Annotated in this window: 11 protein-coding genes; all 11 read right to left on the bottom strand. The window is 65.6% G+C overall.

Annotated elements, in window-relative coordinates; all coding sequences use genetic code 11:
- Nucleotides 1–6 precede the first annotated feature (6 nt).
- Nucleotides 7–687 (bottom strand): class II aldolase/adducin family protein, encoded by a 681-nt coding sequence (locus tag AC1POX_RS20910; protein ID WP_338334376.1) that lies wholly within the window; start codon nucleotides 685–687, stop codon nucleotides 7–9.
- Entirely contained in the window at nucleotides 674–2,320 is a 1,647-nt protein-coding gene (locus tag AC1POX_RS20915; RefSeq protein ID WP_008573852.1) for a xylulokinase, read from the bottom strand. The genes AC1POX_RS20910 and AC1POX_RS20915 overlap by 14 nt, the downstream gene beginning before the upstream one ends.
- The gene (locus AC1POX_RS20920) at nucleotides 2,320–3,237 is read right to left on the bottom strand and encodes a TorF family putative porin (protein ID WP_372356564.1); all 918 of its coding nucleotides are present in this window, start codon (nucleotides 3,235–3,237) and stop codon (nucleotides 2,320–2,322) included. The genes AC1POX_RS20915 and AC1POX_RS20920 overlap by 1 nt, the downstream gene beginning before the upstream one ends.
- Before the next feature lie 82 nt (nucleotides 3,238–3,319).
- Nucleotides 3,320–3,766, bottom strand: coding sequence for a DUF2147 domain-containing protein (locus tag AC1POX_RS20925; protein WP_008573850.1), 447 nt, complete (start codon nucleotides 3,764–3,766; stop codon nucleotides 3,320–3,322).
- A gap of 511 nt (nucleotides 3,767–4,277) precedes the next feature.
- On the bottom strand, nucleotides 4,278–5,315 hold the full coding sequence (locus AC1POX_RS20930) for an SMP-30/gluconolactonase/LRE family protein (RefSeq protein ID WP_029820783.1): 1,038 nt from the start codon (nucleotides 5,313–5,315) through the stop codon (nucleotides 4,278–4,280).
- Between the two features lie 211 nt (nucleotides 5,316–5,526).
- The gene (locus tag AC1POX_RS20935; protein ID WP_014091488.1) at nucleotides 5,527–6,711 is read right to left on the bottom strand and encodes an endo-1,4-beta-xylanase; all 1,185 of its coding nucleotides are present in this window, start codon (nucleotides 6,709–6,711) and stop codon (nucleotides 5,527–5,529) included.
- Between the two features lie 47 nt (nucleotides 6,712–6,758).
- Entirely contained in the window at nucleotides 6,759–9,530 is a 2,772-nt protein-coding gene (galB, locus tag AC1POX_RS20940; protein WP_372356565.1) for a beta-galactosidase GalB, read from the bottom strand.
- 84 nt (nucleotides 9,531–9,614) lie between these two features.
- On the bottom strand, nucleotides 9,615–11,033 hold the full coding sequence (gene uxaC, locus AC1POX_RS20945) for a glucuronate isomerase (protein ID WP_338334378.1): 1,419 nt from the start codon (nucleotides 11,031–11,033) through the stop codon (nucleotides 9,615–9,617).
- A 40-nt stretch (nucleotides 11,034–11,073) separates the two neighbouring features.
- Complete coding sequence (locus AC1POX_RS20950) at nucleotides 11,074–12,051, bottom strand: endo-1,4-beta-xylanase (RefSeq protein ID WP_008573839.1); 978 nt, start codon at nucleotides 12,049–12,051, stop codon at nucleotides 11,074–11,076.
- A 477-nt stretch (nucleotides 12,052–12,528) separates the two neighbouring features.
- Complete coding sequence (locus tag AC1POX_RS20955; protein WP_338334379.1) at nucleotides 12,529–13,521, bottom strand: endo-1,4-beta-xylanase; 993 nt, start codon at nucleotides 13,519–13,521, stop codon at nucleotides 12,529–12,531.
- Nucleotides 13,522–13,530: 9 nt separating this feature from the next.
- Nucleotides 13,531–14,844 carry an MFS transporter gene (locus tag AC1POX_RS20960; RefSeq protein WP_011349110.1) on the bottom strand — a complete coding sequence of 438 codons (1,314 nt, stop codon included), beginning with the start codon at nucleotides 14,842–14,844 and terminating at the stop codon, nucleotides 13,531–13,533.
- Nucleotides 14,845–15,127: the final 283 nt, after the last annotated feature.

Below are 15,127 nucleotides of genomic sequence, written 5' to 3' on the forward strand. Positions count from 1 at the left end.
GTGCCATCATGTCTGGGAAAGGGAGGACGCGCCGGACGTGTGCCGGCTGGAATCCAGCGCCGTCAGCACCCGCTGCAGGCCGGCAGCGAGGTCGGGCTCGCGCGCCGTACGCGCCTGGATCTGCGTCTGCAGGTGGCTGCGCGCGACCAGCTCCAACGCCTCGACCACGGTGACGGCCGCCTCCAGGTTGGTGCCGCAACAGACCACGCCGTGATTGCGCAGCAGATAGGCGTTGACGGTGGGCTGCAGCTGCCGGGCCAGCAGGCGGGCCAGCAGACCGGTACCCGACGGCATGTAGCCGGCGATCGGAATCCGTGCGCCGAGCAGCCGGCGCAACGCCGGTTGCGTCACCTCCAGCGGCGCGCCCAGCAGGGTGCAGGCGCTGGCGACCGGCTGGTGGGTGTGGATGCTGCAGCCCACGTCCGGGCGCCGCCGCATCACCTGCGCATGCAGGCCGGTTTCGACCGACGGCGTGCGCGTGCCGTCGAGCTGGTGCAGGTCCTTGGTGCGGACGATGCAGATATCCTCGGCCTGCATGCTCAGGTAGTCGATCGCCGAAGGGGTGACCGCGAAACACTCCGCATCGATACGCAGGGCGACATTGCCGCCGGTGCCGGCCAGATAGCCGCGGCGCGACAGTTCGATGCACAGCGCCACCACGCGCTGGCGTTGTTCATGGGCAAACATGCGCGGCGACCTCCGGGGCGGCGGCAGGCGTGGAGGGATTGAGCCGTCGGTAGATCGGCGCCAACGTACGCTGCAGGTCCTTGAATACCGCGTAGCGGTCGTCGTACAGCGCACGCGTGCCCGCATCCGGCTCGTAGACCCGCCGGGGGCGCTGCAGTGCCGCCAGATCGCCGAAGCCGAGCCGGCCCAGGCCGACCCCGGCGATAAAGGCCGCGCCGACCGCATTGGCCTGGATCGGATTGTGCAATTGCCGGATCGGCCGGCCGCTGACATCGGCGATGATCTGGCACCACAGATCCGACTGCGCGCCGCCACCGACCGCGGCAATCGTGCCTGGGTCGCAGCCGAGCAGGCGCGCGAACGGCTCCATCATCCAGCGCGTGTTGAACGCCACCCCTTCCATCACCGCGCGGATCATGTCTTCGCGGCTGTGCATCAACGAGAGATTGATCAGACCCGCACGCAGGCTCGGGTCTTCCACCGGCGTGCGTTCGCCGAACAGCCAGGGCATGTAGATCAACCCGTTGGACCCTGCGGGCACGCGTGCGGCGATGCGATTGAGCACTTCATAGACGTCCGGGCGCTGCTCGTCGCTGAGCAGTTCGTCGGCATGGAACAGGATGCGGTCGCGCAGAAAGGACAGGTTGGCACCGGCGGTGGTCTGCAGGGCGATCGCCAGATAGCGCCCTTCCACCGCGCACGGCACCGCGGCGATCGTACTGCGCACGTCGGTTTTCATGCGCGGCACATGCGCGCCCAACCACGACGAGGTGCCCAGGTACAGGTGCGCGGCGTGGTCTTCCACCGCCGCGGCGACCGCCACGGCCGACGTGTCGATCGCGCCGGCCACCACAACGGTCTGCGGCGACAGGCCCAGCGCCTGGGCCACCTGCGGCAGCAGCGGACCCAGCACGGCAGTGGAAGGCACCAGGTCCGGCAACTTGTCGCGCTCCACGCCGACCATGTCCAGCAGGCCCGCGTCGTAGCGAATATGGTGCGGGTCGCGATTGTCGGTGACCCAGGTGGTCAGCATCGAATCGGGAGTGGCACAGAACCGGCCGGTCAGGCGCAGGTTCATGTAATCGAGCACGTTGAGAAACTTGTGCGTGCGCTGGTAACGCACGGGCTGGTGATCGCGCAGATAGGCGATGTGGCCGGCGCAATCCTTGCCGCTGCGCGCAGGCGCGCCACCGCTCAGGCGCAACCATCGCCACAGGCGCAGGGGATCGTAGCCGCGCACATTGAGCCAACGCCCCTGCAGACGGCGGGCGATGGCCGCCTGGCCGCGCATGTCCAGCCACAGCATGGCGCGCCCGAGCGCCTGGCCGTTATGGTCCACGCAGACGGTGCCTTCGCCCTGGGTCGAGCAACACACGGCCACCACGCGTCGGCGCAGCGCCGCATCGCCCTGCACCACGGCAGCGGCGGTGGCGCTGAACGCGTCCCACCACGCGTGCGGGTCTTGTTCGGCAGCGACGCCCTGCACGTGCAGTTGCACCGGTTCGAACGCCCAGGCGAGCACCTTGCCGTCCAGCGTCACCAACGCGCATTTGCAGCCTGAGGTTCCCAGGTCCACCGCCAGCACCAGCGGCGCATTGCCGCCGGTGTCGTCTGCGAGCGTTTGGGTGCGCATCAGAACGTGTAGCCGATCGAGAACACCAGCGCATCGCCGTCGGTCTTGCGGATACGCTCGCCGTCCTGCACCCAGTACAACTGGTGCGCGTTGGTGTTGGTGGTCAGCCAGTCCAGGTTCCAGTCCAGGCCCCAACGCCGATGGGTGATGCCGATCTGGTAATCGGCGAAGTTGCCTTCGCGAAAGTTGGCCAGTTTCTGGTAGCCGGCATGCAGGCGCAGCGTCGTGGACGGCAGCAGCGAGGGCAGCAACGGCAACTGGGTATTGAGGTCGGCCAACACGGTGCCACGCGAATCCTGTTCGCCGCGCGCGTAGCACTGCAATGCGGCGGTCGGATCGATCGAGAAGCGCAGGATCTGCCCGCACACGCCGCCAGTATCGGCACCGCGGTAGGTCTTGGACACCACATACAACACGCGCCCTTCGACGATGCCGTAGCCCAGCTCCATCACGGCGAAGTCGCTGTTGTAGTTGGTCGTGCGCACGTCGCTCGGCGTGCCGGTTTCCAGGTCGATGCTGTGCGGCGCCATGAAGCGTGCGCCCGGGAATCGCTCGGTGGCCAAGCCCACGCCAGCGTGCCAGCGGTCCGGATTGCCGAAGCGATAACCGCCCGCCAGGGTGACGCCCAGGCCGTCGCCATTGACGAACTGCTTCTTGCTGACCCCGGCCACTTCCAGCAAGGCGACCAGCCCGCTGGCATGCACGAACTGGGTGCTCCACTTGGCCGAGGGCCGCATCAACGAATCGGAGATGCCGCGCGTGCGCTGTTCGCTCATCAGCTTGACCGGGTTGTCGAACTGATAGGTGGCCACGCTGCCCTCGCTGGCCGGGTCGGCTTGCTGGGCCTGCGCCGGCAGGCAAGCCGCACCTTGCAGCAACGCACACGCGACAACCGCGCCGACATGGATCTTCGCCATCTGGATTCCCCCGGTGGATGTGAGTGAGAACCGCCGCGATCGCGGCGGCCGGTGCTGCGCGCGCATGTGGCGCTGGCCGCAGCTAGTGGCTGGCGCACACCGGCGTGGATGGCAGGGCCTGCACGCGGGTGAACAGCATGTTTTCGCCGAGCACTTCGGCGCCGATGAACGCGCGCAGGGTCAGGCTGTCGCCCTTGCTCCGCAGCGTGGCCTTGTAGCGCTTGCCGCTGCGCGGATCGAATGCCCAACCCTCGCGCCAGGTGCCGTTGTCGTCGCGCTCCAGGCGCGCGATCTGCACACCGCAGGTGTCCTTCGGCGTGCCGGCGTCCTTGTCCCACACCACCTTTCCGCACATCGCGCTGGCGGCATCGGTACACGGCGCAAATGCGATGACGGCGTCCTTGGCCGCAGTCAGCCACAGGCCCTGTACCGGCGAGGACGCTGCCGCCAGCGCAGGCATCAGCGGCAGCGCCGCTACGACAACGCACGCCAGGGTGCGCAGCAACCGGGAAACGCAAGCTTCGTTCATTGCCGCAACCCCGCGGGCAACCCGCTCATGACAGTAGTGAAAACTACCGTATAGCGATGATTACCTTTTTGCAACAGGCTCAAGCGTGGCGATTGCCTGGACAGCTGCACGCCTTGGCACAGCAGGCGTTGCGCGGTGCAAGAGCGATTCGGTGCACGCCTGTTTTGACGCGCCGCACCACGGTTGCGGTCGCCAACGTTGGTGCGGCGAGCCAGGTAAAAGGCCTGGCTCGCAGGCGCTGCGGCCGGCGGTCGGAGGTGCGGGCACCACGCTGCTCGGTAAGACCGGCAGCGGTGGCGCTACGGGCGAGGACGCGTCGTGCGGGCGCGCGTCATGGCCGCTGGCCTTGTCTGCAAGCAAGCGGCCTGTGGCGGCTGGACGATTGACCGAGGCAGTACACAAGGCAGCCGATACGGCGGCAGCACCAGGCGATTGGCGCTGCGGTCAGACACGCATGCGGCCAGACGTGCGTGTCCATCGCGAGGCGATGCAGCGGCATCGCCGCGATCGTCTAGCGCACGAACTGCAGGCCCAGCGACTTCACGCGCACGCGCGCCAGCATCGCGTGCGAGGTCATGTACAGCGTGTGGCCATCGTTGCCGAAGGCGCAGTTGGAGACGGCCTCGCCGGTGGCGATGCGACCCAGGCGTTGGCCGGCGGGATCGAAAACGATCACCCCGCCGGGGCCGGTGGCAAACAACGTACCGTCGGCGGCAACCGCCATGCCGTCGGGCAGGCCGGGAACATCCTTGGCGATCAGGTCGGACGCATCGGCGAACACGCGCTTGCCGGTGACGGCGCCCTGCGCATCCAGTGCATACGCCATCCAGATCGGCCGTTGCGGATCGGAGTTGGAGACGTACAAGGTGCGCGCATCCGGCGACAGGGCAATGCCGTTGGGAAAGCTCAGGCCATCGTCCAGCAGATGCACGCTGCCATCGGTGTCCAGGCGATAGACGCCATTGAAGCGCAGCTCCTTGACCGGCGATTTATCCAGATCCTTCAACCCGTACGGCGGGTCGGTGAAGAACACCACGCCATCGCTGCGCCGCACGACATCGTTGGGGCTGTTGAAGCGGTGGCCCTCGAAGGCAGTCGCAAGCGGTGTCTTCTTGCGCGTGACCGGATCGAGCCTGGCCAGGATGCGCGTGCCGGAATCGGCCAGCAGCACCGTGCCGTCGGGCTCGGCGTACAGACCATTGGCGCCGGCTTCGCGCAGCGTGGGCAGTTCCGGGCCGGTGTAGCCGGAGGGCGAGAGCAGGACCGACAGGCCGGCCTGTTCGGACCAGCGATACAGCTTGTTTTCCGGCACATCCGTAAACAACAGATAGCCTCCCTTGCGTACCCATGCCGGGCCTTCGGACCAGGTGAAGCCTTCGGTGAGCTTCTCGATGCGCGCATCGCTTGCCACCACATCACCGAAGCGGCGGTCGAATGTCTGCAGCTGGCCGATGGCCGCAAAACGCGGCGTCGGTGGAGTCTGCTTGGTGCAGGCAGCAAGCACCGCCAGCAACGGCACGGCCAACAGCAGATAAGACGGCAAGCGCATCGGTCAGTCCTGTCTCATGGTTGGGGGCATGATGCCATCATGCGTGTGCAGGCGACTGCGCATAGCGGCCACCAATGCATCGCGCGCATGCATCTATGAGGTGCACGGCACGCAGGAATGCGGTGTTTCGAGCCATCCATGCCGCACCGAACATCGGCCGTGCTCGCCTGTGCCCGGGCGTGGTGGTCAGCAGCTCTTGGGCCGGCAGCCGCTAGCGTGCAGCGGTTGCGGTGGGCACGGCCAACACCGCATCCAACGCCGGCTTGGGTTGATGATTGCGATCGAACAGCAGCGGATAGTTGGTGCGCCCAGGTACCGGGTAATCGTTTTTCCACGACATGTCATCGCTGACGCCCCACACGCTGACGCGCGCAATCTTGTCGCGCTTGCGCCAGAACAGCGCGAACAGCTCGGCATACCGGTCGCGCAATTGCGCCTGCACGTCGGCAGGCAAACCATCGCGATAGGGGTCGAGAAAGCGCTTGAATTCCGGCAGCTGAAACTGCTTGTGCGCCATGCCGGTGCCGATGATCTGGCCTTCCTTGGTGAGCGGCAACACATCGATGTCCAGCTCGGTGATCATGACCTTGACGCCAAGCGCAGCGTACGCATCGATCGCGTCCTCGATGTCGCGCAAGCTGGGGTAGTTCAGCCCCCAATGGCCTTGCATGCCCACGCCATCGATACGGACACCAGCCTGCTGCAGCATCTTGACCATGCGCACGATGCCATCACGCTTGGCCGGCCGCCATGCATTGAAATCGTTGTAGTAGAGCTGCGCATCCGGTGCATAGCGCTGTGCGAAGGTGAAGGCATTGCGGACCACCGTGTCGCCGTCGCCCACGCGCTGTACCCAGTTGGTCGAACGGTAACTGCCGTCTTCGTCGATGATTTCGTTGACCACATCCCAGGCTTGCACCTTGCCCGTGTAACGCCCGGCCACCGCCGCGATATGCGCACGCATGCGTTCCAGCTGCTGTGCCGGCGTATTGGGCCGACCATCGGCGGTAGTGAAGAACCACTCCGGTGTCTGGTTGTGCCAGACCAGGGTGTGACCGACCACGAACTGCCGATTGCGCTGTGCGTAGGCCACGAATGCATCGGCTGCACTGAAATCCTGCACCCCACGACGCGGCGCCACCACTTCGGCCTTCATCACGTTTTCCGCGGTCACCGCATTGAAGTGACAGGCCGCCAACGCAGCGGAGGCTGCGTCCTTGCCGGAGACGATATCGGCATTGACGGCAGTCCCCAGCAGAAACCCTTGCGCATACGCCTGCTTGAGCGAGGTGCCGGGCGTCCCGCACGCGGCCAGGGCCTGCAGCGTGCACACTGCACTGAGGCCGGCGATCAGCAATCCCAGGCGTTTGGTGAGGTTGGCGCGGTTGATGTGCATGAGCAGGTCCGTTGAGAGGTCACAGGTTTCGATTGCACTGGATCGCATCACTGCACCGCCACCTGGGTCTGTGCGGCTTGCAACGTGTCCGATTCCACATGCACGGTGATCGTGCCACGCGCCCCGGCCTTGGCACGCACGATCGCCAGGCACAGCCCATTGAAGGCATGACGTTGCGACGCAGCGAACGTTTCCAGATTGGTGGGGTCGCCGTTGTCGGTGGCCACCAACTCGCCAGGGCCTTCGATGCGTAAGCGCAGGCGGTCGCCCGCGGTCGGTGCGGGACGTCCGTCGCGATCGAGCAGGCGCACGGTGATGAAGCTCAGGTCTTGTCCGTCGCCGCGGATACTGCCCCGATCCGGCGTCAGCTGCATGCGCGCGGCGCGGCCTGCCGTCTGCACGCGCTCGCTGGCCCACGGCTTGCCGTCCTTGTACGCCTGCACCCGCAATTCGCCCGGCTGGTACACCACCGCGTCCCAGCGTAGCCGGTACTGCCGTGGCGCCTTGCGCTTGCGCCCCTGCGAAACGCCGTTGACGAAGAGTTCGGCCTCGTCGCCGGAGGTGAACACATGCACGGGCGTGACCTGTCCTTCGCGCCCTGGCCAGCTCCAATGCGGCAGCAGATGCGCCACCGGCAGTTCCGGACGCCAGCGCGACTGATAGAGCCAGTAACGGTCCTTCGGGAAGCCGGCCAGATCGAAGATGCCCGAGTAGGAACTGCGCGAGCTGTAATACGGGGTGGGCTCGCCCAGGTAATCGAACCCGGTCCAGACGAACTCACCGGCCACGTAAGGGTGTTGATCCAACGCAGCGAACACCTTGTCCGCGCTGGAGCCAAAGTCCACCGCATGCAGTTCGTACGCGCTGACCTGATGCGCCACCGAATCGCCGCCACGGCCATCGCGTACCGGTGCGCTGTTGTCCGCAGTGACCGGAAACAGGTACACGCCACGACTGCTCAGTGCCGAGGCAGTCTCGCTGCTGACAATGGCCTTGTGTGGAAACCGTGCATGGAACGCGGGGTATTGCGGCGGTTTACGGATGCGCTCGGTACCCTCGAACTCGGCTGCATCGCGGATGCCTTCGCCCTGGTAATTGAGGCTGACGACATCCAGCGCAGCGGGCAGCGGCATCTCGGGCGAGGCGTAGTTCATCGCCACCGTGGCCGGGCGCGTCGGGTCTTCTGCATGCACGATGGCGCGCAGCGTGCGCGCAATCGCCGCGCCCTGTTGGCCGGTGTATTGCTCGCCAACCTCGTTGCCCACGCTCCACAGCATCACCGAGGGGTGGTTGCGGTCGCGGCGCAGCATCGCGCGCAGATCGGCGGCATGCCACTGCGGAAACACCAGATGAAAGTCCAGCGGGGTCTTCTTCATCTCCCAACTGTCGAACACCTCATCCACCACCAGCAGACCCATGCGGTCGGTCAGATCGAGCAATTCGGGCGCAGGCGGGTTATGGCTCATGCGGATGGCGTTGGCGCCCATCTGCTGCAGCAATTGCAACTGTCGCTCGGCGGCGCGCCTGTTGAACGCTGCACCGAGCGCGCCCAGGTCGTGATGATTGTTCACCCCGCGGATCGGCACGTGCTCGCCGTTGACCAGTAGGCCCTTGTCGGCGTCGAACACGATGCTGCGAATGCCGAAGCGGGTTTCGTAGCGGTCCACCACGCGTCCCTGTTGGTCGACCTCGGTGACGGCCACATAGCGATGCGGGTGCTGCGTGGGTGGAGGCCCCCACAGGCGCGGGGCATCGATCCGGGTGCTGCCTTGCACCTGCGCCGTGCCGCCGGCAGGGACGCTGATGGGCTGCGCGGGAATGCGCGCGACCGCTTCGCCACTGGGCCGGTCGCTTGCATCGTCGAGCAGATAAATCGCTGTGCGCACCTGCGCCTGGGTTGCGCTGCGGGCGGCGTTGTCCAAGGTGACGGTCAGCTGCACCTGCGCCGCATCGGCCGAGACGTACGGCGTGGTCAGCTGCGTGCCCCAGTGCGCGATATGCAACGGCGCCGCTTTGGTCAGCCACACGTTGCGATACAGCCCACCGCCTGGATACCAACGCGCCGACTCGGGCGGGTTATCCAGGCGAATGACCAGCTGATTGCGCTTGCCTGCAATCGCATACGGCGTCAGATCCACGCGCCAGGAGCTGTAACCGTACGGCCAGCCGCCGACAAGCTTGCCGTTGAGCCAGACCGTGGCGTAAGACATCGCACCATCGAGATCCAGAAACATCGCGCGGCCGCGATCGCTGGCCGGGATGTCCAGGCTCTTGCGATACCAGCTGATGCCCCAGCTCGGCAACCGACCCATGCCACCGTAAGACCCATCTGCCAGGAACGGCCCGGCAATGGCCCAGTCATGCGGCAGGTCCACGGTTTCCCATGCGCTGTCGTCGAAGTGCGGCTGCACATACGCCACCGTGCTGCCCGGATTGCCTGGAGGGCGTATGTGCCGTTGGGCCGGGTCTGCGATCAAACCGTTGGCGGTGGGCAGGATCCACGGCTTGAGCACGCGCACGGCGGGCGCATCGATGAGCTGCGCTTGTTCCGGCTGCGCATCGGCCACCTTGCCATCGCTGCTGCGCACCACCTGCGGGCGCACATCGTAGTCCAGGATTTCCTGGTTTGCGGGCGGGTCGCCACGATGAAAGCGCCACTGCGCATCCAGCGAAATACGTTCGCGCGAGGCGTCGCTGGCCGCGTGCGGTGCTGCGATGATGGGCCATGCACTGCAGAGCCAGAAAAGCCCCGTGCAGGCACGTACTGCATAACCTGCGCGCAGCGCTCGTGTGACGTTGTGCTTGGCGTGTGCACGCATCAGTTCACCGATCCTGCCGCTGCGCAGGATGCAGTGGCGCCGCGTGCGCACGCCTCGGCACTGCCGCCCTCCGTTTACGCCACCTCACAAGTTGTACGCTTGCTTGGGTAGGCGGTAGGCCAGGTCGATTGCCACCTCGGTTGCCTCGTCCTCTTCCAGCCGGTGCTCGGCAACGAGTTTGGCCAGGAAGGCGCTGTCCACGCGCCGCGCCACATCGTGCCGCGCGGGAATGGACAGGAATGCGCGGGTATCGTCGTTGAAGCCCACGGTGTTGTAGAAGCCGGCGCTGGTCAGGGTCTGCTCGCGAAAGCGCCACATGCCCTCCGGCGCATCATGGAACCACCACGCCGGGCCGAGCAGCAGGGAGGGGTAATGCCCGGCCAATGGCGCCAGCTCGCGGCTGTAGCTGGTTTCGTCCAGGGTGAACACGATCAGGCGCAGGCGCGGGTCGTTGCCATGCCGATCCAGCAGGGGCTTCAACGCATGCACGTAGTCGGTGCGCATCGGAATGTCGGCGCCCTTGTCGCGTCCGTACTGCCCGAACAGCTGCCGATTGTGATTGCGGAAGCAGCCCGGATGCAGCTGCATCACCAGGCCGTCGTCAAGGCTCATCGCCGCCATTTCGGTCAGCACCTGCGCGCGAAACAGTTCGGCCTGCTCCGGCGTGGCCGCACCGCGCACCACCGTATCGAACAGGCGCTGCGCTTCGGCTGGTGACAGATCGGCGGTCGCGGCGCTGGGGTGCCCGTGATCGGTCGAGGTGGCGCCATGCGCGGCAAAGAACGCACGCCGTTGCCGATGCGCACGCAGGTAGCCATCCCAGGTGAGCACGTCCTCACCGGTGAGCGCGCCGAACTGCTGCAGCGCGCCGGCAAACTGCTCGTGCTCCGGGTCCACGACCGGGTCAGGGCGATACGCCGTCACCACCCGTCCCTGCCAACCGCTGGCGGCAATGGCCGCATGGTGCTGCAGCCGATCCAGCGGCGATTCGGTGGTGGCGATCACCTCGATATTGAAGCGCTCGAACAGCGCACGCGGCAGGAATGCCGGCGTTCGCAGCGCGGCGGTGATGTGGTCGTAATAGTGATCGGCGGTGCCGGCATCGAGACGGATACGCAAATCGAAGACATCATGGAACACATGATTGAGCCATAGCGCCGACGGCGTGCCGCGCAACAACGTGTAGTGCTCGGCAAACACGCGCCATGCCGCACGCGGGTCGACTGCTGCGCGGGTTCCATCTGCGCGCGGGATGCCCAGGGCATCGAGGTCGATGCCCTGGCTGTACAACATGCGGAATACATAATGGTCCGGCACCAACAACAGTTCGGTGGCGTTGGCAAACGGTGCATTGGTGGCGAACCAGGCCGGGTCGGTGTGGCCATGCGGGCTGATGATCGGCAGCGTTGCAACCTGTGCGTACAGGCGGCGGGCGATCGCGCGCGTGCCGGGATCGGCCGGCAGCAAACGATCGGGATGCAAGGACAACACGGAAGAACGCATGATCGATATCAGCCCTATGGACAATGAGAAGGAAGCCCGGTCAGGGCCTGCTGGCAACGTAGCTGCGTAGCCAGGTCAAGGCCGGGCGTTCGCTGCCGTCGTAATTGATCAGATACGCACCTTCATTTTCACGCCATAGACCGTGACGGAAACCCCACACGTTCACGCCACGCACGGCCGGATGCTCCCAGAACATCGGGAAGAAACGCTGCCAGGCTGCCAACTGCTGAGCGTCGGTACGCCCATCCAGGTCGAACTCGGTGATGTAGATCGGCAGTCCGGTGGACGCCAACAGGTCGAGGTTGGCGCGCTGCACCGAAACTGAGGGGCCGTTGCTCGACAGGTGCCCCTGGATGCCGATCGCATCGATCAGGTGTTCTTGCTGCAGCAGCTGGATGGTGTGCAGATACTGCCTGGCTTGGTCGTTGTACTCGGTGACGTTGTAGTCGTTGATCATCAACTTGGTATGGGGGAAATACTTGCGTGCCAGGCGGAATGCCTCAAGCACCCAGTCCACGCCGGTCGCCCCGGTGCCGCCCAGTGCCCGCAGATAGTTGCCCGTATCGCTGCGGCGATTGTCCGGCTGGTTGTGACCCGGCAGCGTCTCGTTGGCCACCTGCATCAAGTCGATGTCGGGGTAGCGCTGCGCAATCGCGGCAAACCAGTGCTCGATCGCCGCAAGCTGCTCGTTCGGCGGCAGGTTGCGCACCCACGTCGGCTGCTGGGCACCCCAGAGCCCGACATGGAACTGGAATTGCATGTGGTTGCGCTTGGCCAACTGGTAAGCCTCGTCGAGCGGGCCCCAGTTCATCTGGCCGCGCACGGGCTCGACGCTGCCCCATTTGCCCGCATTTTCGGGCACGTCGGCGTTCCAGTAGTTGGTGAAGCCCTGCGCTTGCTGCGGGCTGTAGGCGCTGCCCAGGACGCGCTGCTTGCCGGCAGCGATGGGCCCGGCAACAGCGGACGCATACGCGCCCAGCAACAGCACAAGCGTGAGCGGATAACGGAGTTTCAACATGTTGGCATCCTCGATAAGTGAGCAAGGCAGCTACGGAAAGGAGCAGGTGCGCTGACGTGCGTCGGATCGACGCCAAGTGCGCAGACACCTGGAACCGCTTCTAGGCCGGTTGCTCCACTCGCGCCGGCTGCGTCGTGGCACCAGGCGGTGCACCACCGCCAGCGCCCGACTGTAGGCCGCACCCACCGTAAAAAAATATCGAAATGTAGCTGCCGATGGCCTGCAAAACGAAACCAATGAGCGGTGCGAGCACCATGGTGCCGAGGCCGGCGACTGTTGCAACTGCGTGACAGGCAGGCAGGTCAGCAAGCAGCGTAGAAAAACTCCTCCACCCGCCTTGATGTGCGGCAGTGGCCAGCACGATCAGCGCGGCTACTTGCCACTTGGTGCATGCAGCCAACACGATGACGTGCGGGCATCGGCATAAGGTCAGGACACCAGACAAAGGTCTGTGAGCGCGGCGCGCATCAATAATTGTCATGGCGCAGGTGCACCGGGATGGGCTGCAACGTAGTCGCGCAGCCACGCGAGCGCCGGACGTTCGGTGCGGTCGGCGCGGATCAGGTAGGCAGCTTCCTTGTCGCGCCACAAGCCGGGCCGAAAGCCCCACAGGGTGAGGCCATGCACTGCCGGGTGGTCCCAGAACACCGGAAACACACGCTTATAGTCGGCCAGCTGCTGCGCATCGGTCGGCCCGTCCAGATCGAACTCGGTGATGTAGATCGGTAGGCCCGTGGCGGCCAATGCATCCAGATTGTCGCGATGCACCGACATCGCCACCTCCGGCGTGGTCTCGAAGGCATGCTCCTGCACCCCGATCGCATCGACCAGGTGCTCACGCTGCAGCAGCCGCACGATCTGCAAATACTTCTGCGTGGCCTGCGCGCTGTTGGTAATGCTGTAGTCGTTGATCATCAACTTGGTGTTGGGAAAATGCTGGCGCGCAAGCCGAAACGATTGCAGTACCCATTCCCAGCCGCTGTCGCCGTTACCCCCCAGCGCCTGCAGATAATTGCCGCCGCCGGTATCGGCCTTGCTGGGCGGGTCGTTGAGTGGCTCATTCACCACCTCCAGCAGCGCGATCTCCGGGTAGCGCTGCGCAACGGCGGCAAACCATTGCTCGATCTCGCGGCGCTGCTCGGCCGGCCGCAAGGTCTTGATCCATTCCGGCTGCTGGTTGCCCCACACCATGACATGCATCTGGAATGGCATCTGATTGGCCTGGGCAAACCGGTATGCCGCATCCAGCGTGCTCCAGTCCATCTGGTCGCGCACCGCCTCCACACTGCCCCATTTGCCGCCGTTTTCCGGGGTGAGCTTGTTCCAGTACTGCGCAAACCCCGGCGCCTGCTGCGCGCCGTACGCACTTCCAAGGAATTTGGACGCCGCCGCTGCCAGCGGTGCCGCGTGGGTTGGCGCGGCCATGCCGGCCACCATCAATAACCCCAGTGCTACTGCGCGCTTGTGCATAGGCTCACCTCAGGACGATGTCGGCGCTGGATCGGCAGGCAACTGCGCCGGCTCCAGCCGCGGCACCAGCGTGTGCACGACGGCCAAGGCCAGCAAATAGGCAGAGCCTGCCATCAGAAACACCGGCACATAGCTGCCGGTGGCTTGCAACAGAAAGCCGATGAAGGTGGCGATCAGCATGCCGCCCACCGCACCGGCAAAACCGCCGATGCCCACCACCGTGGCAACCGCGTGGCGCGGAAACATGTCCGAAGGCAGCGTAAACAGATTCGCCGACCAGCCCTGATGGGCGGCAGTGGCCAGCCCGATCAGCGCGACCGCCAGCCACAGGTTGTCGGCGCGTGCGGCAAAGACGATGGGCACGACGGAAATCGCGCAGATCAGCATCGCGGTCTTGCGTGCGCGGTTGACGCTCCAGCCACGTGCGATGAAACGCCCGGCCACCCAACCACCGGCAATGCTGCCGATGTCGGCCAGCACGAAGATCACGATCAAGGGCACGCCCAATTGCAGCAGACTCAGGCCATATTCGGCGTGCAGGAACTTCGGCAGCCAGAACAGGAAGAACCACCAGATCGGGTCGGTGATGAACTTGCCCAACACAAACGCCCAGGCTTGCCGATGCCGAAGCACCTGTAACCACGACAGGCGGCGCTGCACCGGCTCATGCGCATCGCTGCGGATGTGCGCCAGTTCTGCAGCAGACAACCGGGGTTGCTGCTCGGGCGGGTGATAGCTGAACCACCACACCGCCAACCAGGTTGCACTGAGCACGCCGGTGAACAGGAATGCCGCCTGCCAGCCCCAGGCGGTGGCAATCAACGGCACCAACAATGGGGCAACAATGGCCCCGATATTGGAGCCGGAATTGAAGATGCCGGTGGCCAGCGCGCGCTCACGGCGCGGGAACCATTCGGCCACCGTCTTGAGCGCTGCAGGAAAATTGCCCGATTCGCCAAGGCCCAGGAAAAACCGCGCAATCGCAAACCCCACCACGCTGGTGGCCAAGGCATGCCCCATCGCCGCCAGGCTCCACAGGCCGATCGCCAGCGCATAGCCGAGCCGAGTGCCGAAGCGGTCGATTACCGCACCGCTGCACAGCAAGCCCAGCGCATACGCCGCCTGGAATGCGGTGACGATATAGCCGTACTGGATTTCGTTCCAACCGATCTGCGTCTGCAGAAACGGCGCCAGCACGCCCAGTACCTGGCGGTCCACATAGTTGATGGTGGTGGCCGCGAGCAGCAGGGCGCAGACCCGCCAGCGCACCCGGCCGAGCCTTGCCGTTGCGGCCCCCGGGGCCGCGGCGGGCACCTCGCTCATGCGCGTGGCCTATGCGGGCGCGCCAGCGCGCCAGCTTCCTGCGCGGATTGCCCGACGTGGTGCAAGCGTGCACCCATCAGGTGCCGGCCGGGACCGTCGCTGCCGTGTTCTTCGGTTCGATTCATCGACCACTGCACCTGCACGAAGGTGGCCTTGCGCCACGGATGATAGCGCTACCATTACCACGGCATCGCGATAAATCCATCGCGCAGTGCAACACTGCGCCCCCGTACGCAAGCGCGTCCGGCGCGACGGCGTGGGTTGGCCGGCGGCCTGCCGGCGC

Source organism: Xanthomonas sp. NCPPB 3442 (genome assembly GCF_056725145.1).

Excerpts from the sequence above, each read along its gene's own strand:
- AC1POX_RS20910 (WP_338334376.1), bottom strand. The coding sequence starts at position 687 with ATGTTTGCCCATGAACAACGCCAGCGCGTGGTGGCGCTGTGCATCGAA.
- AC1POX_RS20915 (WP_008573852.1), bottom strand. The coding sequence starts at position 2,320 with ATGCGCACCCAAACGCTCGCAGACGACACCGGCGGCAATGCGCCGCTG.
- AC1POX_RS20920 (WP_372356564.1), bottom strand. The coding sequence starts at position 3,237 with ATGGCGAAGATCCATGTCGGCGCGGTTGTCGCGTGTGCGTTGCTGCAA.
- AC1POX_RS20925 (WP_008573850.1), bottom strand. The coding sequence starts at position 3,766 with ATGAACGAAGCTTGCGTTTCCCGGTTGCTGCGCACCCTGGCGTGCGTT.
- AC1POX_RS20930 (WP_029820783.1), bottom strand. The coding sequence starts at position 5,315 with ATGCGCTTGCCGTCTTATCTGCTGTTGGCCGTGCCGTTGCTGGCGGTG.
- AC1POX_RS20935 (WP_014091488.1), bottom strand. The coding sequence starts at position 6,711 with ATGCACATCAACCGCGCCAACCTCACCAAACGCCTGGGATTGCTGATC.
- galB (WP_372356565.1), bottom strand. The coding sequence starts at position 9,530 with ATGCGTGCACACGCCAAGCACAACGTCACACGAGCGCTGCGCGCAGGT.
- uxaC (WP_338334378.1), bottom strand. The coding sequence starts at position 11,033 with ATGCGTTCTTCCGTGTTGTCCTTGCATCCCGATCGTTTGCTGCCGGCC.
- AC1POX_RS20950 (WP_008573839.1), bottom strand. The coding sequence starts at position 12,051 with ATGTTGAAACTCCGTTATCCGCTCACGCTTGTGCTGTTGCTGGGCGCG.
- AC1POX_RS20955 (WP_338334379.1), bottom strand. The coding sequence starts at position 13,521 with ATGCACAAGCGCGCAGTAGCACTGGGGTTATTGATGGTGGCCGGCATG.
- AC1POX_RS20960 (WP_011349110.1), bottom strand. The coding sequence starts at position 14,844 with ATGAGCGAGGTGCCCGCCGCGGCCCCGGGGGCCGCAACGGCAAGGCTC.